Annotated in this window: 12 protein-coding genes and 2 riboswitches; all 12 genes read left to right on the plus strand. The window is 39.4% G+C overall.

Annotated elements, in window-relative coordinates:
• Window positions 1-62 precede the first annotated feature (62 nt).
• The 12 genes from HMPREF9625_RS05865 (at window position 63) to HMPREF9625_RS05920 (ending at window position 19,077) form a co-directional block, all read left to right on the plus strand.
• Window positions 63-2,078 (plus strand): LicD family protein, encoded by a 2,016-nt coding sequence (locus tag HMPREF9625_RS05865; protein WP_009534834.1) that lies wholly within the window; start codon window positions 63-65, stop codon window positions 2,076-2,078.
• A gap of 72 nt (window positions 2,079-2,150) precedes the next feature.
• Window positions 2,151-4,085, plus strand: coding sequence for a LicD family protein (locus HMPREF9625_RS05870; protein ID WP_009534833.1), 1,935 nt, complete (start codon window positions 2,151-2,153; stop codon window positions 4,083-4,085).
• 59 nt (window positions 4,086-4,144) lie between these two features.
• Window positions 4,145-6,133 carry a LicD family protein gene (locus HMPREF9625_RS05875; protein ID WP_009534832.1) on the plus strand — a complete coding sequence of 663 codons (1,989 nt, stop codon included), beginning with the start codon at window positions 4,145-4,147 and terminating at the stop codon, window positions 6,131-6,133.
• Between the two features lie 273 nt (window positions 6,134-6,406).
• Complete coding sequence (locus tag HMPREF9625_RS05880; RefSeq protein ID WP_009534831.1) at window positions 6,407-8,401, plus strand: LicD family protein; 1,995 nt, start codon at window positions 6,407-6,409, stop codon at window positions 8,399-8,401.
• A 70-nt stretch (window positions 8,402-8,471) separates the two neighbouring features.
• Window positions 8,472-10,454 (plus strand): LicD family protein, encoded by a 1,983-nt coding sequence (locus HMPREF9625_RS05885; protein ID WP_009534830.1) that lies wholly within the window; start codon window positions 8,472-8,474, stop codon window positions 10,452-10,454.
• A gap of 98 nt (window positions 10,455-10,552) precedes the next feature.
• A complete protein-coding gene (locus HMPREF9625_RS05890; RefSeq protein ID WP_009534829.1) occupies window positions 10,553-12,493 on the plus strand; it encodes a LicD family protein in 1,941 nt (646 codons plus the stop codon).
• A 149-nt stretch (window positions 12,494-12,642) separates the two neighbouring features.
• Window positions 12,643-13,818, plus strand: coding sequence for a phosphonoacetaldehyde reductase (locus HMPREF9625_RS05895; RefSeq protein ID WP_009534828.1), 1,176 nt, complete (start codon window positions 12,643-12,645; stop codon window positions 13,816-13,818).
• Between the two features lie 432 nt (window positions 13,819-14,250).
• A riboswitch (cyclic di-GMP riboswitch) is annotated at window positions 14,251-14,326 on the plus strand.
• A gap of 130 nt (window positions 14,327-14,456) precedes the next feature.
• Window positions 14,457-14,532: riboswitch (cyclic di-GMP riboswitch) on the plus strand.
• 67 nt (window positions 14,533-14,599) lie between these two features.
• Window positions 14,600-15,034, plus strand: coding sequence for a CAP domain-containing protein (locus HMPREF9625_RS05900; RefSeq protein ID WP_009534827.1), 435 nt, complete (start codon window positions 14,600-14,602; stop codon window positions 15,032-15,034).
• Window positions 15,035-15,244: 210 nt separating this feature from the next.
• Window positions 15,245-15,451, plus strand: coding sequence for a hypothetical protein (locus HMPREF9625_RS05905; RefSeq protein ID WP_009534826.1), 207 nt, complete (start codon window positions 15,245-15,247; stop codon window positions 15,449-15,451).
• Window positions 15,452-15,466: 15 nt separating this feature from the next.
• The gene (locus HMPREF9625_RS05910; protein ID WP_009534825.1) at window positions 15,467-15,925 is read left to right on the plus strand and encodes a hypothetical protein; all 459 of its coding nucleotides are present in this window, start codon (window positions 15,467-15,469) and stop codon (window positions 15,923-15,925) included.
• Window positions 15,913-16,731, plus strand: coding sequence for a substrate-binding periplasmic protein (locus HMPREF9625_RS05915; protein WP_009534824.1), 819 nt, complete (start codon window positions 15,913-15,915; stop codon window positions 16,729-16,731). The genes HMPREF9625_RS05910 and HMPREF9625_RS05915 overlap by 13 nt, the downstream gene beginning before the upstream one ends.
• Before the next feature lie 189 nt (window positions 16,732-16,920).
• Window positions 16,921-19,077 carry a putative bifunctional diguanylate cyclase/phosphodiesterase gene (locus HMPREF9625_RS05920; RefSeq protein ID WP_009534823.1) on the plus strand — a complete coding sequence of 719 codons (2,157 nt, stop codon included), beginning with the start codon at window positions 16,921-16,923 and terminating at the stop codon, window positions 19,075-19,077.
• The last annotated feature ends 262 nt before the right edge of the window (window positions 19,078-19,339 follow it).

Raw genomic sequence — 19,339 nt, forward strand, 5'->3', positions numbered from 1 at the left:
TTTAAGATTTTCGTAGAATGAAGAAAGCAATCCAATATAGAGAAATGCAAAGAAGGAGTATTATGCAATTTGAAAGAGAGTTTTTCTATGATGAAGTTCGGGATGGATTTTATATTCCCGGAATAATGAAAAGAGCGTGGGGGGCAGAACTCACGATTCTCTCTGAGGTGGATAGAATTTGCAAGAAGTATGATATTTCCTACTATGCGGATGGCGGAACACTTCTTGGGGCCGTGCGAGATGGACAATTTATTCCTTGGGATGATGATCTTGATATAATGATGCTTCGAGAGGACTATAATCGCTTCGTTCAGGTGGTTCAACAAGAACTGCCTGAAGAAATGTCTTTTTATAGTTTTGAGGTATGTAAAGAGTATGAGACATTTGCATCGTCAGTGGGGAAAGCCATTATCGGATTTGACGCTGCATTACTTAGAAAATATCAAGAGATTCCATACTCACTAGGTATAGATATTTTTGTCTTGGATGCGCTGTCTAATGATCCGGAAGATGAGGAGTATAGAAATACAATATGGGAGTTGTTCCTTGAAATTCTTAAATTCTTAGATAAAGATAAAAAGAGAGAGTCGTTTAATCAGGCATTAAAAGAAATAGAAAACTTGTTTGATCTTCATTTTGATAAGGGAAAAAAACTCAAACCGCAAATATACAGACTTCTTTATCAGTTGTTTCAAGAGTTTAATGAAGCAGGAGGGGATTATCTGGCAAATATGCCTTATTACGCGTTTAAGGGAACATGTAAATTTCCCCGTTCTGCTTTTAAAAAAACCCGCTGGATTCCTTTTCATGGTATGCAGCTTCCGATTCCGGCAGACTATGATGCGATACTCCGTTCGGAATATACGGATTATCATAAGAAGGTAAGAAGCATAGGGGAACATGATTATCCCTGCCTTAGGGCTAAAGAGAAAGAACTGCACGATATCTCACAAGGTAAATGGGATTTGCATTATCATTTTTCCGATAAAGATTTGGTTCACTATGAAATACAGAATTTTCGAGATTTAGCGATGTCTATGGCGGAAGCATTTACCGTATTACAAAAACAGCTTTTTGAATATTATCATGAAGGAGATATTCATTCTTGTCTTTTGGGGCTAGCTTCAATGCAGGAGAAAGCCATTTTATTTGGGAATGCCATTGAGCAGAAAAAGGGAAAAGGTACAGAGTCGGTTTCCATATTAGAACAGTATTGCGATGCTTTGTACCACGCTCATGAAGCTTTAATGGCTATCGTGGAATTGAATGTAAACGAAATAGATGAGCAGGGAAGAAGAAATGAAATGCATTTCCCAATGGATTTTTCTTCTGCATTGCAGAAAGAAATGCAAAGAACATTGAAAAAACCCTCCTATTATTTAAAAAAATTAAATACAGCTTTGAAAAAGGAATTTAAAAAGCAGGTCGTTTTTCTTCCGCATAGTGCTAAACATTTTGAGAGTCTTCGACCTTTAGTGGATGCGCTTCTAGAGGCGGGAGACACGGAGTGTAAGATTATTCCGATTCCCTACTATGACCGATACGGAGACGGAAGCCTGAAAGAAATGCATTATGAGGGGGAGGATTTCCCTAAGGAGTATGAAATCACAGATTATAGAAACTACAACTTTGCAACAGAGCTTCCGGATTGTATCGTAATCAATTCTCCCTATGATCAATTCAATCCGGTTTGGATGGTGGATCCTCATTATTTTAGTGGAGAGTTAAAACAATATACGAAAAAGCTGGTTTACATTCCCTGGTTTGTGACAGATGAAATAAACCCGAAGGAGAAGGAAGATGGGAAGGCATTTCGTATTATGGACTATTATGTCAATTTACCCGGGCTCTTTCATTCCGATTTAAGTATAGTGCAATCAGAAGGGATGAAAAAAGCTTATCTTTCTAAAATAACGGAGTTTGCGGGAAAAGATATCCGAAAAAAGATGAGTAAAAAGATATCCGGAGCAGGCTCTTGTCTTCTAGGTGAGAAAGAAGGGCAGGGAGTCAAGGAAGTAGTGTCGTGTTTTAGAAGATTTCTATTTGCATCGAATAAGAATCTTGTATCCAAAGCTTGAGATTTCTCTTTTTAAGATTTTCGTAGAATGAAGAAAGCAATCCAATATAGAGAAATGCAAAGAAGGAGTATTATGCAATTTGAAAGAGAGTTTTTCTATGATGAAGTCAGGGACGGGTTTTATATCCCCGGTATAATGAAAAGAATGTGGGGGGCGGAACTCACGATTCTCTCTGAGGTGGATAGGATTTGCAAGAAGTATGATATTTCCTACTATGCGGGTGGCGGAACACTTCTTGGGGCAGTGCGAGATGGACAATTTATCCCTTGGGATGATGACATTGATATTATGATGCTTCGAGAGGACTATAATCGATTTATCCACTTTGCGCAGAAGGAGCTTCCAAAAGAATTACTTTTTATTGCTACGGATGTGGATAAAGACTATGTTGGTTTGGCGGCGATGGTAGAAAAGGTTAAAGTTGGATTCGATTCTGAATTACTTAAAAAATATCATGAATATCCTTATTCGAGTGTGATAGATATTTTTATTTTAGATGAAATAACAGAGGATGCCGAAGAGGGAGAAGAATGGGAAAAGAACTTAAGGATGCTTGGGAGTTTTCTTGCTATTTCTAAAAATGAAGAAAAGAGTCCAGCTCTTCTTCATAAGCTAAAGCAAGTAGAAAGCATATTAGGTATTCATTTTGACAGAAAAAGAGCTCTGAAACCGCAAATATGCCGGATAATGGATAAACTATTTCAAAGGTTCAATGGACAAGGAATGAGACAAGTATCGATTTTACAGTGTTACATTCCTTTGGGCATATGCATTTACCCTCGTTCTGCTTTTGATAAAACAGAATGGATTTCTTTCCATGGTATGCAACTTCCGGTTCCGGAGGGTTATGATGCAGTGCTCCGTTCTGAATATGCGGATTACCATAAGAAAGTGAAGGGCGGTCCCGGTCATGAATATCCTTTTTTAAAGATACCGGAGAAAAAATTTATTGAATATGTGGAAGGCAAATGGGATCCTTACTATCATTTTTCCGAGGAAGATTTACATCGACCACACATACAAAACTTTCGAGATATAGCCTTACTGCTGGAAGAACATCTTATGGAATTACAAAAACAGATTCTTGAAAAGTATAAGAGCGGATGTATTCAGTCATGTCTTTCCGCGCTTGTCATTGCACAGGAAGAAGCGATTGCTCTTGGAAATGCTATAGAGCAGAAGAAGGGAGCCGGAACCGGGTCGGTTTCCATACTTGAGCAGTATTGTGAAATAGTGTATCAAACCCATCAAATAATGAATGAACTAGATGACTCTCCCAAAACAAAGTCAGAGAAAGAAGTGGAATGGAAGCTTAAGGAAGCAGAATCCTGCCTGCAGAGATTAGATAATAGTTTAAGAAAGTTGTTTAAGAAAAAGATTGTTTTTCTGCCACATACTGCAAGGCATTTTGAGAGCCTTCGCCCGTTAGTGGATGCTCTTCTAAAGGAAGAGGATAAGGAATGTAAGATCATTCCGATTCCTTACTATGATAGGGGAGGAGATAAAAGCTTGAAAGAGCTGCATTATGAGGGAAGGGAATTTCCCAAAGAATATGAAATAACAGACTATAAGACCTATAACTTTGCAGAAGAACTGCCGGATTGTATCGTAATCAACACCCCTTACGACGAATTTAATCTAACATGGACCGTAGACCCGTTTTTCTACAGCAAGGAGATGAAAAAATATACGAATAAGCTGGTCTATATCCCTTGGTTTGTAACGGATGAAATCAATCCACAGGATGAAGAAGACGGAAAGGCCTTTATCAACATGGAACACTATGTAACGGTTCCCGGACTCTTCCATTCGGATTTAACGATTGTGCAATCGGAAGGGATGAAGAAAGCCTATCTTGCAAAAATTGAGGAGTTTGCAGGGAAAGATATCTCAAAGAAGATGGAAAAAAAGATATCCGGAGCGGGATCTTGTCTCTTGGGCGAGAAAGAGGGACAGGGGATTAAGAATGTGGCAGACTTCTTTAGCCACTTTTTATTAAAAGCATAAAATGCGAGAAAATTAGAAAGAAGTTTCTTCTAAAAAAGATATAGATAAAAGGGAGAGATATGACATTCGAAAGAGAGTTTTTCTATGATGAAGTCAGGGACGGGTTTTATATCCCCGGTATAATAAAAAGATTTTGGGCGTATGAACTGACAATTTTATCCGAGATTGACAGAATCTGTAAAAAATATAATATTCCGTATTATGCAGATGGAGGGACTTTACTGGGCGCGGTCCGGGATGGTCAATTTATTGCTTGGGATGATGATATCGATATCATGATGCTGCGAAAGGACTATAATCGATTTGCGCAGATTGCCCAAAAGGAACTTCCGGAAGAACTTTCCTTTAATTCTTTAGAGGTGAATCAAGACTGCGAAGAATTGGCGGCTTCAGTGGGAAAGCAAGTTGTTGGATTTGCTGCCGAATTACTTAGGAAGTATCACGAATATCCCTATGCAGGATCAGTGGATATTTTTATTGTAGATGAACTGGAAAAAGATCCGGAAGTGGAAGAGCATAGAAGCTTATTACTCAGGAGAATATTATTCCTTATTGAAGCAATTGAGAAACACGGGAAAAGCAAAGCGGTTTTGAAAGAAATAAATGAAATAGAAAAAATAATGAAAATTCAGTTCGATCAAAGGACTGCATTAAAGCCACAATTACGCCGCGTAATGGATAAAATATTTCAGGAGTTCAATGGACGAGAAGGGGACCAACTTGCTATCATGCAGTTTTATGCATTTTTGGGAAACTGCAAATACCCTCGTTCCGCTTTGGACAAAAGCAAATGGACTCCATTTTGCGGTATGCAGCTTCCGATTCCGGAAGATTATGATGCAGTACTCCGTGCCGAGTATGGGGATTATCATAAGAAAGTAAAGGGTGGGGGTGGACATGGCTACCCTTGCTTAAAGAAATATGAGAATAAATTGAAAACTTTGATGAAGGGAACATGGGACCCTGACTACCATTTTTCCGAGGAAGATTTAGTTCGTCCTAAAATACAGAATTTTAGAGATATAGCCATTTCTATGGCGGAAGCTTTTAAGCTTTCGCATAAACAACTTTTTGAAGATTGCCTAAAAGGGGATATCTCCACTTGTATTTCAAGGCTTTCCCGGATGCAGGAAGAAGCGATTGCTTTTGGAACTGCGATAGAACAGAAAAAGGGAGAGGGTACGGAGTCGGTTAGAGTATTGGAAGAGTATTGTGATGCTCTTTATCAGGCTTATAACGCTTTAAGCGATTTAACGGCTCTTAAAGAAGACGGAATAGAAAAGCAAAAACAGACAGAAGAAATCTGTAGATCTACAGATATTTCTTCCGGCTTGCAAAAAGAATTGGAAAAAATTGCAAATACCCTTTTGTATTATCCGGAAAAATTGCAAACTGCTTTGAAAAAAGACTTTAAAAGGCAGGTTGTCTTTCTTCCGCATAGTATGAAGTATTTTGAGAGCATACGACCTATAGTGGATGCAGTTCTTAAGGCGGAGGATATGGAGTGCAAGATTATCCCGATACCTTATTTTGATAAATATGGAGATGGAAGCCCGAAGGAAATGCACTATGAAGGAGATGCTTTCCCTAAAGAATATAAAATTACCGACTACAGAACGTATGACTTTGCGAGTGAACTCCCGGATTGCATTGTTATAAATTCCTCTTACGATGAATTTAATCAGGTATGGTCCGTTGCGCCTTCGTTTTATAGCAAGGAGATGAAAAAGTATACGAATAAGCTTATCTATATCCCCTGGTTTGTGACAGATGAGATTAATCCCCATGCTAAGGAAGATGAGAAAGCTTTTATTAATATGGAATATTATGTAACGGTTCCGGGGCTTTTTCACTCGGATTTAACGATTGTGCAATCGGAAGAGATGAAGAAAGCCTATCTTGCAAAGATAGAGGAGTTTGCAGGGAAGGATGTCGCAAAAAAGATGGAAAAAAAGATAGCCGGAGCAGGCTCCTGTCTCCTGGGAGAGAAAGAGGGAGAGGGGATTCAGAATGTGGTGGACTGCTTTAGGCTATTTTTAGAAAAATAAAGGAAAGAAGTATTGGCTGGTAAATAAGCTTATATAGGATTACCAAAAAGCACAGATGGAAAATTCTTTTCGAATCCGGATTTTTACCATGGAGGAAATTTTTATATGGATTACAGGAAACGATATTGTACACTCTCGAGGATTTTTTGGATAATACGCCACTTTCTTTACCGTTTGACCAAGAGTTTTCTCATGGCAAAGTAAGAGAAATTACTGAAAATATAGGGAATACGGGCGAAAAGGTCAATCATAATTTACAAGAAGGAGTATGGAATGAAATTCGAAAGAGAATTTTTTTATGATGAGGTCCGGGATGGCTTCTATATACCGGGAATTATGAAGAGAGCGTGGGGAGCCGGACTGACTATCCTGTCTGAAATTGATAGAATCTGTAATCAATACGATATTCCATATTATGCAGCTGCAGGAACTCTTTTGGGAGCTGTCCGAAATGGTCAGTGTATTCCTTGGGACGATGATATCGATATTATGATGCTTCGTAAAGATTACGATAAATTTAAAGAGGTTCTAAAGGATGAACTTGCAAAAGAATTATCTTTTAATACTTTAGAAACACAGGAGCATCATTATAGTTTTTTTACAACAATATCAACACAGAGTGTGGATGTTCATTCGGGATTACTTCGCAAGTACCAGGAATACCCGTTTATGGCATCAGTAGATATTTTTGTTATAGATGAACTTTCCGAGAAGCCTGAGGAGGAACAAAGAAGAAGAAGAGTATTGATGGGATTTCTTGCTATTTTAAACAGGTTAAAGAAAAATCCTGAAAAAGATGATACGTTTCAGGAAGAACTTAAAAAATTGGAAAATCTGATTTCTGCGCATTTTGACAGGGACTTGCCTTTAGAAAGACAATTATATAAAGAGATTGAGAAAGAATTGATTAAATATAATGGAAAAGCTGGTAAAAGGCTTACCTGTATCCCCTGGTATATTCTTCACGAAGACTATTCGTATCCTAAAAGAGTTTTTGAAAAAAGGAAAAGAGTCCCTTTTTATACCGGATCGCTTCCCATACCGGAAGGCTATGATGTAATACTTCGTGCAGAATTCGGCGAATATCATAGGAAGGTTAGAGCAGATGGAGCGCATAACTACCCTTATTTTAAGAAATTTAAAGGCATGCTGCAACAGCATTTTAAAGACAGATGGATGCCGGAGTATTCTTTTTCAGAGGAAGACTTAATAAGACCGGAGATTCAAAACTTCAGAGACCTGGCTATGCTTACAGTAGAGGCATTTCACTCTGCACTAACAGAATTAATGGATGCCATAGAGAATAGAGAGTTTCCAAGATGTCTTTCAAAACTTGCTACTATGCAGGAAGAAGCCATTACTTTCGGCAATGCCATAGAGCAGAAAAAAGGAGAAGGCACGAAGTCGGTTTCTTTGATAGAAGAGTATTGCGAAGCCTTATTCGAGCTTTATCAGAGGATATCCGAGCAGGGCGCGAGAGGTGATTTTTCGAAAGGTTCAGCTCTTTTAGTGAAAGCACTTAAAAAAGAGAGAAAAAACATTCTAACTTGTCTTGAAAATTTACAAGCTGCAGTGCAGAAAGACTTTAAAAAGCAAGTTGTCTTTCTGCCACATAGCGCAAAGCACTTTGCAAGTCTTCGTCCTTTGGTGGATGCTTTGTTAGAGGAGGAAGAGATAGAGTGTAAGATTATTCCGATTCCCTATTATGACAAATGCGGGGACGGAAGACTGAAAGAAATACACTATGAAGGAGAGGATTTTCCGAAGGAATATGAAATTGTAGATTACAACTGTTATGATTTTTCAGTAGAGCTTCCGGATTGTATCGTGATCAATTCTCCCTATGATGAATTTAATCCGGTGTGGACCGTGGATTCGGCTTTTTACAGTAAAGAGCTTAAAAAGTATTCCAATAAGCTTATCTATATACCTTGGTTTGTAACGGATGAAATTGATCCGAAGAATGAAGAGGACGGAAAAGCCTTTACCAATATGGAATATTATGTGACGGTTCCGGGACTCTTTCATTCGGATTTCACGATTGTGCAATCGGAAGGAATGAAGAAAGCCTATCTTGCAAAGATAGAGGAGTTTGCAGGGAAGGATGTCACAAAGAAGATGGAAAAAAAGATAGCCGGAGCGGGCTCTTGTCTCTTGGGAGAGAAAAAGGGGCAGGGAATTAAGGAAGTGGCGGAATGGGTTAAGGCTTTTGCTCTAAAAAATAAAGAGAAGAAAAATAAAGAGAAGAATAAAATGAAGCGGGAATAGTGAATGCAAAATAGGAAATAAAAATCATAAAACCAAGGAATCCGATATTGATGGATAAAGAAGGAGTAAAATGAAATTTGAGAGAGAGTTTTTCTACGATGAAGTCAGAGATGGATTTTATATTCCGGGAATCATAAAGAGAACGTGGGCAGTTGAACTTACGGTTCTGGCAGAGCTAGATAGGATTTGTAAAAAATACGATATTCCTTACTATGCTGTTGGAGGGACTCTTCTTGGAGCGGTACGAGATGGAAACTTTATTCCTTGGGACGATGATATCGATATCATGATGTTAAGGAGCGACTATAATCGATTTGTTCAAGTGGTAGAGAAAGAGCTTCCGGAAGAATTGGGCTTCAGAGCTTTGGAGATAAATCATGATTTTTATAGATTGTGGGGAGCCTTAGGAAAACAAGTTATTGGATTTGAATCGGAAGTTCTTAGAAAATATCATGAATGTCCATTTGGAGTTTCCATAGATATTTTTAAAATAGATGAACTTCCTATAAATCCTGAAGACGAAGAATTGCAGAAAAATATATTGAATATGTTCTCTGTTGTTTTTCAAATTATAGAAAAGAATGATAAAAGTAGACTTCTCTTTAAGGAGTTACAAGAGATAGAAACATTATTACAAATAAATTTTGATAGAGGGAGGGACTTAAGACCACAGGTAGCTTATCTTATGGATAGGATATTCCAAGAATATAATGGGAATCAAGGTGAGTGGCTTGCAGTGATGCCTTTCTATTTTGATCAGGGAATATGCAAGTATCCTAAATCCGCTTTTGACAAAAGCAAACGGATTCCTTTTTGCGGTATGGAACTTCCGATTCCGGGAAACTATGATGCGGTACTTAAGGCGGAATTTGGAGATTATCATAAGAAAGTGAAAGCGGGGGGTATTCATGACTATCCTTGTACAAAAACATTGAAGAAAAAGCTGCAGGATTTTTTGGGAGTAGAATGGGATTCCGATTATCATTTTTCTGAGGAAGACCTAGTTCGTCCCAAAATACAGAACTTTCGAGATATGCTGCTGTCTATAGTAGAGTTCCATATGGCTTCTCAAAAACAGCTTTTAGAAGAATATGTAAGAGGGGATATTTCATCCTGTCTTTCGAGACTTTCCGCAATGCAGGAAGAAGCCATTGCCTTTGGAAATGCCATAGAACAAAAAAAGAGAGAGGGAAGCAAGTCGATTTCTTTAGTAGAAGAGTATTGTGAGGCTTTGTATCATGCCTATCAGTCTTTAATGGGATCGAAAGAGGAGGGAAAGGATAAAGAGGAAGGCCGGGAAGAAATTTGCTTTCCGAAAGATTTCTCTCCGAGCTTACAAAAAGAACTACAAAGAACACTGAAAAACCCTCTTGCTTGTCTAAAAAAATTGCGAGTAGCTTTGAAAGAAGAGTTTAAGAAACAGGTGGTCTTCCTTCCTCATACTGTAAAGCACTTTGCGAGCCTTCGTCCTCTAGTGGATGCTTTATTACAGGATGAAGAAATAGATTGTAAGATTATCCCAATTCCTTACTACGATAAATATGGAGATGGGACTTTGAAAGAGCTACACTATGAAGGAAAAGAATTTTCGAAGGAATATAAAATAATCGATTGTAGAAGCTATGATTTTTCAATAGAACTTCCGGACTGTATCGTAATCAATTCTCCCTATGATGAATATAATCCGGTTTGGACCGTGGATTCGGCTTTTTACAGCAAAGAGCTTAAAAAGTATAGCAATAAACTGGTCTACCTCCCTTGGTTTGTAACGGATGAAATCGATCCGAAGAATGAAGAGGACGGAAAAGCATTTACAAATATGGAATATTATGTAACGGTACCCGGACTCTTCCATTCGGATTTAACGATTGTGCAATCGGAAGGAATGAAGAAAGCCTATCTTGCAAAGATAGAGGAGTTTGCAGGGAAAGATATTAAAAAGAAAATGGAAAAGAAGATATCGGGAGCGGGTTCTTGTCTTTTGGGAGAGAAAGCAGGGCAGGGAATTAAGGAAGTGGTGGAATGTGTTAAGGCTTTTGCTCTAAAAAAATAAAGAGAAGAATAAAATGAAGCGGGAATAGGGAATGCAAAACAGTAAATAAAAATCATAAAACCAAAGAATCCGATATAGATGGGTAAAGAAGGAGCAAGATGAAATTAGAGAGAGAATTTTTCTATGACGAGGTCAGAGATGGATTTTATATTCCGGGAATCATTAAGCGACTTTGGGGGGCCGAGCTTACGATTCTATCCGAGGTTGATCAAATCTGCAAAAAACATGATATTTCTTACTATATTGCTGGGGGCGCTCTAATTGGAGCGGTACGAGATGGTCAGTTTATTCCTTGGGATGATGATATTGATATTATGATGTTTCGTAGAGATTTTGAAGTTTTTACAAAAGTTGTACAAGATGAGCTTCCGGAGGAGCTGAGCTTTTTGTCTCTTTCCATTAAAGAAGATTTTTATAGTTTTTTTTCAACGGTGTGGAAGGGAGAGTTAGGAGGTCGAGAAAAAATACTAAAAAAATATAGTGAATATCCTTATCCTGTGACGGTTGATATAATAATTTTGGATGAGTTATCCGGAAATCAAAAGCTGGAAGAAGATAGAAGGCAGCGGTTGGAAGCGCTGCTTTCTCTATTAATCGCCATGAATCAGGGAGAGGAAAGTCAGAGATTTCAACTTGCATTAAAAAGGGCAACGGCGGAGTTCAGATTCTCTTTTTCAAAAACCTTACCGTTAAAAGATCAACTATATAAGAAAATGAACGAGATATTTCAGGAAGAAAATGGAAAGGGAGGAGAAGAGATCTCCTGCATTCCTTGGCATGTCTTTCAAGAAGAGTATAGGCTTCCAAAAGATGCTTTTTCAAAAACGAAGTATATTTCATTGTGCAATATACAGTTTCCTGCTCCGGAAGGCTATAATGCAGTGCTTCGTGCAGAATACGGAGATTATCATAGAAAGGTTAAAGCAGGAGGAGCACATAACTATCCCTATTTTAAGAAGTATGAAAAAGAACTGAATGATAAGGCAAAAATGAAGTGGAAAAAAGAATATTCCTTTTCAGAGGAAGATTTACGAAGACCGCAGATTCAAAACTTTAGAGACTTGGCTATGCTTACAGTAGAGGCATTTTACTCTGCACAAAAAGAATTCATGGATGCCATAGAGAATAGAGAGTTTCCAAGATGTCTTTCAAAACTTGCCACGATGCAGGAAGAAGCCATTACTTTCGGCAATGCCATAGAGCAGAAAAAAGGGGAAGGCACGAAGTCGGTTTCTGTGATAGAAGAGTATTGCGAAGCCTTATTCGAGCTTTATCAGACAATATCGGAGCAGGGTAAAACAGGTGATTTTTCGAAAGGTTCAGCTCTTTTAGTGAAATCGCTTAAAAAAGAGAGGGAAAACATTCTAACTTGTCTTGAAAATTTACAAGCTGCAGTGCAGAAAGACTTTAAAAAGCAAGTTGTCTTTCTGCCGCATAGTGCAAAGCACTTTGCAAGTCTTCGTCCTTTGGTGGATGCTCTGTTAGAGGAGGAAGAGATAGAGTGTAAGATTATTCCGATTCCTTATTATGACAAATGCGGGGACGGAAGACTGAAAGAAATACACTACGAAGGAGAGGATTTTCCAAAGGGATATGAAATTGTTGATTACAACTGCTATGATTTTTCAGTAGAACTTCCGGACTGTATCGTGATCAATTCTCCCTATGATGACTTTAACCCTGTGTGGACAGTGGATCCCAACTTCTACAGTAGCGAACTTAAAAAGTATACCAATAAATTGGTCTATATCCCTTGGTTTGTAACGGATGAAATCAATCCCAAGGATGAAGAAGACGGAAAAGCCTTTACTAATATGGAATATTATGTGACGGTTCCGGGACTTTTTCACTCGGATTTAACGATTGTGCAATCGGAAGGGATGAAGAAAGCTTATCTTGCAAAAATAAAAGAGTTTGCAGGGAAAGATATTTCAAAAAAGATGGAAAAGAAGATATCCGGAGCGGGCTCTTGTCTCTTAGGAGATAAGGAAGGACAGGGAATTAAGGAAGTGGTAAAAGAATTTAAGAATTTTTTATAATAAATATCATAAAATATATTTTCCATCCGGGAGCTTTGCGGTAGAATAGACTGCGAATTTTTTTGTTTTATCGGCTTATCTTTATAGTTGCTCTTGAAAGAGGTCTATAAGGGGAGAGGAAAAAGGCCTTAAAGGAGAATATCGTAGTTATGAGGAAAGAATTGATAGAAGCGCAGATTGTCCTGGGGAGGGATGATGTAAAAAGAGAGCTGAAGGATTCGATTCGTCGTAATGCATGGAAGAGAATCTTTCTCGTTGCGGGAAATTCTTTTTTTAAGCTTCCAATAGGAAGAGATTTTGCAGAGATAGAAGAAGAAATGGGAATTACAGTGGAGAAGTTTTCCGGCTTTTCCGTGAATCCCAAGTTGGAAGAAGCGATAGAGGGAAGTAGAGCGTTCAGTGCTTTTTCCGGAGATGTCATTATCGCGGTGGGCGGCGGTTCCGCAATGGATACGGGAAAGTGTATCAAGCTGTTTTCCGCCGTGCCTGAGGAAAAACTTTTCCAAGTTCCTTGGCAGGATAACGGGGTACCCTTTGTGGCTATCCCCACTACGGCGGGTTCCGGCTCGGAAAGCACTCCCTTTGCCGTATTGTATCGGGACGGAGAAAAGCTATCTATAGAAGATGAAAGTATCTATCCGCTGATTCGCGTAGAAGATGCAAGAAGTCTGGCTTTCTTACCGCTTTACCAGAAGAAGGTATGTCTTATGGATGCCTTGAGCCATGCCATGGAGGCTATCTGGTGTAAGAATAGTGTGGGAGACAGCATGTATTACGGGAAGGAAGCGATTGAAACGATTTTGGATTTCTATCAGGCTTACTTTGAAAACCGGAGTGATGCTCTTCAGAAAATAGCCTATGCTGCAAATCAGGCCGGAAAGGCGATTGCCATTACCAAAACTACCGGAGGACACGCACTTTCCTATAAGCTCGGAACACTATTCGGGCTTCCTCACGGCCTTGCAACGAGCCTTGTTAATAAAGAGCTTTATCCCTTACTGACAAGGAATAAAGAGAAGATGGAAGACTTGGAGAGCCTTCGCTTTCTTGCCCATTGCTTTGGCGGGAACAAGCCGGAAGAGGGGGTGGAACGTTATCTGGAATTTCTGGAAGAAATGGATCTCATTCCGAAAGAGAGACGATTCTATCTGGAGAGAATGGATTTGCAAGACAGTTCTCCCGAGAAAGAGCAGGATTTTTGGAAAGGGACGCTGGAGACTTTAACGAAGTCGGTCAATGTGGAAAGACTGCAAAATCATCCCATGCCTCTTAGCGAAGAAGAAATCAGCGGAGTATATCGTTCCATTCTGATGATAGAAGAATAAGAATTTATATTGGATTTGAAAATTAAATTAAGAAATAGCTTTCATATAGTATAGGTCTGAAAGGGGGAGAATCTGCGTTCGCATCCTCATTTCAGGCCTATATTTTTTCAGGTCTATATTTTTTCAGGCCTATTTTTTGTTAAAGACATCATTCATTTTTGCTGGCATCTTTTTATAAAAAATATTAAATATGTGTTTGGGTTTGAAATTGCATTTATATTATTTAAGAATTCTGTCGAAACGACTATTGAAAAGCGAAGTAAAGGCGGAAAACGTTATATAATTAAAGTGAAAAACAAAAAAACATTAATTTTTAATTTTTCTATTGACACTGCTTCGCAATATGTTATAATCCGAATTGTAAGTTAATTTGAAATCCTGCTAGCCAAGGAGATAGCAAGGGAAGCACGACTTACCAGCAGATTCTGACCGGATCTGTTTGAGCAAAACCGGGGAAACCCGGTGACGCAAAGCTATAGGGCCTGTAACATGGCAGCCAGTTGCGATCTTTCAGTATGAAGATGTTCATTTAAAACAAATTTCATGTGAAGATTACGGTTAGCTGGCAATCAGGAAGGATCCTGAGTGTCGGTTTTTTTATACTCGAAAAGGAGCAATTCTTTTCAAAACTATATGGTTTTTAACCATGGCAAACCCGGGGAAACCCGGTGACGCAAAGCTATAGGGACTGTAAAATGTCAGCCAGCTGCAATCATGGATCCCCTGACCAGGGCGAGATGATTCTGCTTCCTGACTCCCTCGTAAAAGAAGGAGTTATCACATGAAGAAACTAGTAATAAAATTATTTGTACTTACAGCCATTTTTACCGCATTCTTTGCAATTACAGCTTATGCTGCAAAGGGAAATGCACAGGACGCATTTGCAAAAGTGAATGAAATCAGAGTAGCAAACGGATTAAGCCCGCTTACATGGAACGGACAGATTGAGAATGCAGCGAAAGTTCGCGCAAACGAAATCGTAAGCAGCTTTTCCCACACAAGACCGGATGGAAGTTCTTGGTATACGGCAGATGCAAGTGTTCTTTACGGAGAAAATCTTGCACAGTATTACGACAGTGCCGATGAAGTAGTTGCAGCTTGGATGAATTCTCCATCCCATAAGGCCAATATTTTAAAGCCGGAATTCAAGAGCGGCGCAATCGCAGCCATTGAAGTAGACGGAGAAGTATATTGGGCAGAAGAATTTGGGATTTAAGCAGTATGCAGAGCTTTTTATAGAGTGAAAAGCCCGAGCGAGTTTGCTAAAAAATAAAATAGTAGAAAAATGTGAATCATTGAACGTGAAGGAAGGGTTGCCGACAGATCATCGGTAGCCTTTCTGTGCGTTTTGAGACAAAATTCCGCTAATCCTCTTTTTTTATCCTGCAATTCATAGTAAAGTAAAGAAAGACACAGGGGGGCGACTATGGAAGAAAAAGAGAGTCTGAACAGCACGTTTATTGTCGAGGTGAAATGCATGGAAAATGATACCTGGCAGGGAAAGATTACTTGGGCAGAGAAAAACCGCGGACAATATTTTCGAAGTGCTTTGGAACTTCTAAAGCTCATGGATAGAGCCTTGACGGAAGGAAACTTCCATCTTGAGGAAGACGAGGAAGGCAAAGAAGAATAGGAAGAATAGCGGAATATGGACAAGCAATTAGACAGCCTTTATGCCATTGATTTACTGGGAATTCTTATCAGTGGCAGGGAAGAGGGAGACTTCCAAGGGGAGCTCGTGCAACAATATTCAAAGGATAGAATTCCTTTTTATGGTACCTTGGATTTAATCAAAAAAATGGAATCCTTCTATGATGAGTGGGATTACCCGGAGGCTTCTTCCAGAGAGAGAAGCTTTCGAAAAAGAGAAAAATACAGCTACCCCGACAGAAGAGGAAAGAAACGATTGGCGGACGAAGCGAGTCATTTAGAAAAGTTTCCTATAGTAGAGGAGCGTGGCAGCAAAGGGAGCTTTTTTGTACACACCAAGTTCAGGCAAAGAACGAGCTGGCAAGGAGATGTATATCATGGGGAATCAGGAGATGCCTATTCCTTTTCCAGCGTGCTTCACCTGTTTCGGATTATGGAAAGGGAATGTGCAAGGTGAAAAAACTGATATTCCTGCTTCTTTTTCTTTTACTTGTTTCCTGCGCAAAAAAGCCCAGCGGCAAGATACAGGGAAGAGAGATTCGTCTGGCCTATGATAAGGATAATTATCCGTTTACGGCAGAAGACGGCGAAGGAAATCCCATTGGCTTCGAAATAGAACTGATAAAAATGATTTCGGAAAAAGAAGGATTCAGCTTGAAGTTTCTCCCTAAAAACCAATCCGCCTTGGCCCCATCCGTGATTACCGGCACTTCCGATATGGCAATGGGAGGCTTACTTAAGGAAGAGGAAGAAACGCGAATTCAGTTTTCCGAATCCTATGGGATGGTAAAGCTTGGACTTCTCCTTTCTCCTTACCTCTTTGGAGAGGAGGGCGAGGACAGTGCGGATGTCTTCGATAAGCTTCGCGGAGAGACCATTATGGTAAAAGAAGGGAGCCTTGCGGCAAAGCTTTTGGAGAAGCAGAGAGAAGAAAAAGGCTATTTTCTGAAAGTGGTACAGAGCAATGAAGATTATATTCAAAAAGCGGAAGAAGGCGAGGCGGATGCCGTTGCGGAAACGCTTCCTGTTCTGGAAGTGTTAGCAAACAAGATTGTCTTTTCGGATGTAGAAAAGTCATTCAGCAAAGCCGGAGTACGGATTTATCCTATTCAAGAAGAGGAGGAACTTTGCTTTATAGTCAGTAAGGGGCAGAATGGAGAGATTCTTCGCGCATTTGAACGCGGGTTTCGAAAACTAAAGGAAGACGGAGAATACGAAGCGCTTTGTGAACGCTATGGATTCTCTTTCGCGAAAACAGAATAAGACAGAGAATTTTTAAAAGGGGAGTTATATCTCCTCTTTTTTTGACGATAAATCTTGTAGACCTCGTACAACGGTAATGATTAAGGGGGAGAACATATTATCCTGCCTTTCTTGTTCGTTTCGACAGAATACTTCGGACATTGATCCAAATATTTCAGGTAGGATGCCACTATATCGGAGGGAACCGAATTGAATAGCAATCAGAATCCGCTTCTTCCGAAGTGGATAGAAAAAAGAAATCAATTGAGAGAGGGAGACTTTGATTCCCTCAGCAAAACCATAAAAAATCAGTTGTTCCGGGAGCTTGCAACAGAGTTCATGGAGGAGGGACAGCTTCTTTGTTATTTTAATATTGTGGATTTTAAACTGTATAATGATCGCTTCGGTTTCGAGATGGGAGATGCCTTATTGGTGGAAATGGCGAATATCTTGCAAAAAGCCTTTCCGGATGCCCTTATCACTCGTATGTTTGCAGATCAGTTTGCCTTGTTAAGCAAGGAAAAGGACTGTGTTGATACACTCATTTCGGCACATGAGGATTTTTTGAACCTGAAAATTCCTATGGCTCTGGATTTTAAGGTTGGAATTTACAGCATTTCTGCTAAGAAAAATATAATTAATGCTTGTGACAGGGCTAAAACAGCCTGCGACTGTATCAAGAAAGAGAGGGCGGTTTTTTATCGCTTTTATGATGAAGAACTAAGTCATCTGCTTCTGCAACATCGATTTATTGTGGACCACATTGAAAAAGCAATAGAGAACGGGGATATTTATGTTTACTATCAACCTTTGATTCGTGCACTTTCCAAGGAGGTTTGCGGATTGGAAGCCCTTGTTCGTTGGATAGACCCGCAGTTTGGCATGTTCTCTCCGGCGGAATTCATTCCGGTTTTAGAGGAATATCATCTAATTCACCTCTTGGATATCCATGTTATTTCTCTGATTTGTCAGGAGTTTGCGGCAATACGGGAAAGAGGGGAGGAAATGATTCCGGTATCTCTGAATCTTTCCAGAATGGATTTTGAGCTTTGTGATATTTTCGGAGAATTGGAGAAGCTGGTAGAAAAGTATCAGGTACCAAGAGAACTGTTGACTCTGGAAATCACGGAGTCGGTGCTGAGTAAGAGCCCGGCACTGATCAGCAGTAGAATCAAGCGCTTCCATGAAGCCGGTTATAAGGTATGGATGGATGATTTCGGATCAGGCTACAGTTCGCTGAATGTATTAAAGGATTTTGACTTTGATTTAATCAAGATAGATATGATGCTTTTACAGGATTCCAATGAGAAGTCAAGAAAAATCATCAGCTCTATCGTGGATATGGCCAAGAAAATCGGAATCAGAACCTTGGCGGAAGGGGTAGAAACGGAGGAACAGCTTGATTTTCTTCGAGAAATCGGATGTGAGAAGTTGCAAGGCTATTATATAGGACGCCCCGGACCTTATCAAAACAGTATTCTGCATTGTAAAGAAAACGGGTTCCGCTTTGAATCACCGGGAAAAAGGCAGTACAACGATGACTTAGGATATATCAATCTTCTGAGCAACGGCTGTCTTCCGCCTTCCGCTCTGGAAGAAAAGGAAGATATCGCACCGGGGATTCCGCTTTCTATAGTAGAAATGCTTGGAGACAGAATCGAGTTTCTCTATGTGAATCAATCTTTTCAACGGGAGCTTGCAATAGCAGACGGCTTAAGTGTGCAGGAGACGGAGAGACTGATAAACGACAAAAATACGGCACAGTATAAACAGATTCGTTCCTTTCTATCCGCTCTTTCGGAGGGAGGAGGCAGTGATATGGATACGATAGAGGGAGATTCCCTCTGTTCGATTCGCGGAAAGGAAATCAGCCACATACCGGGAAGAAATGCCTATCTGTTGAATATCCAGGTTTATCGCGGTGATTTTCTAAAGCTGAAGCAGAAGAAGATGATGGACAAGGTTAAAGATCTGTACAACGGCTATGAGCTGGTACTTCTATGGAATCCAAGTCTTGGACAGAATGAATTGCTTTATGAAAAAAGTCACGGAAGTCTTGCTCCGGGAGACAGGGATTTCTTGACGGAATATGCCAAAACCACATTTTCCAAATCGGAGGAAAAGCGTTTCTTTCAATTTCTGAGGAAGAACAATGTGATAAGGGATAAGGAAACAGTGAAGGAAGAAGCCTTTTTCGGAAGAGACCGGGAAGGAAAGAAAAGGATTTTTCTTGTGAGCCTCAAACCTTCCGCACTGGAGAACGGAACCAAGGTTCTGCTTAGTGTCAGAAGGGTTTGGAATCCGGGAATTGCAAAGCTTGTTGCGGGAGGACTTGGGAATAAGGATCCAATCCGAAAGGATGCATAAAGCGGGTAAAAGATATGCTTTTGCCCGGGACAAAAAATGAAAGGAAATGTTCTGAAAAACTTAATAAATAAAATTAAACAAATTATTTATAGGAAAATTCAGAAAAAAAGCAGAAATATATATATTTTTACAAGAATATTAGGAGAAAAAGACCAAAAGTTTAAATAACTTAAAGAAAAATCACAAAAAATATTAGAGAAAACAATGAAAGCAATAAAGAGTACTCTTGTAAAGAATATTTATATTTGCTATATTACCTAAC

Origin of the sequence: Oribacterium parvum ACB1 (assembly GCF_000238055.2) — a bacterium.
Lineage (GTDB): Bacteria > Bacillota > Clostridia > Lachnospirales > Lachnospiraceae > Oribacterium > Oribacterium parvum.

What these genes read in the sequence shown, in the direction of transcription:
- HMPREF9625_RS05865 (WP_009534834.1), top strand. Translation starts at nt 63, where the DNA reads ATGCAATTTGAAAGAGAGTTTTTCTATGATGAAGTTCGGGATGGATTT.
- HMPREF9625_RS05870 (WP_009534833.1), top strand. Translation starts at nt 2,151, where the DNA reads ATGCAATTTGAAAGAGAGTTTTTCTATGATGAAGTCAGGGACGGGTTT.
- HMPREF9625_RS05875 (WP_009534832.1), top strand. Translation starts at nt 4,145, where the DNA reads ATGACATTCGAAAGAGAGTTTTTCTATGATGAAGTCAGGGACGGGTTT.
- HMPREF9625_RS05880 (WP_009534831.1), top strand. Translation starts at nt 6,407, where the DNA reads ATGAAATTCGAAAGAGAATTTTTTTATGATGAGGTCCGGGATGGCTTC.
- HMPREF9625_RS05885 (WP_009534830.1), top strand. Translation starts at nt 8,472, where the DNA reads ATGAAATTTGAGAGAGAGTTTTTCTACGATGAAGTCAGAGATGGATTT.
- HMPREF9625_RS05890 (WP_009534829.1), top strand. Translation starts at nt 10,553, where the DNA reads ATGAAATTAGAGAGAGAATTTTTCTATGACGAGGTCAGAGATGGATTT.
- HMPREF9625_RS05895 (WP_009534828.1), top strand. Translation starts at nt 12,643, where the DNA reads ATGAGGAAAGAATTGATAGAAGCGCAGATTGTCCTGGGGAGGGATGAT.
- HMPREF9625_RS05900 (WP_009534827.1), top strand. Translation starts at nt 14,600, where the DNA reads ATGAAGAAACTAGTAATAAAATTATTTGTACTTACAGCCATTTTTACC.
- HMPREF9625_RS05905 (WP_009534826.1), top strand. Translation starts at nt 15,245, where the DNA reads ATGGAAGAAAAAGAGAGTCTGAACAGCACGTTTATTGTCGAGGTGAAA.
- HMPREF9625_RS05910 (WP_009534825.1), top strand. Translation starts at nt 15,467, where the DNA reads ATGGACAAGCAATTAGACAGCCTTTATGCCATTGATTTACTGGGAATT.
- HMPREF9625_RS05915 (WP_009534824.1), top strand. Translation starts at nt 15,913, where the DNA reads ATGTGCAAGGTGAAAAAACTGATATTCCTGCTTCTTTTTCTTTTACTT.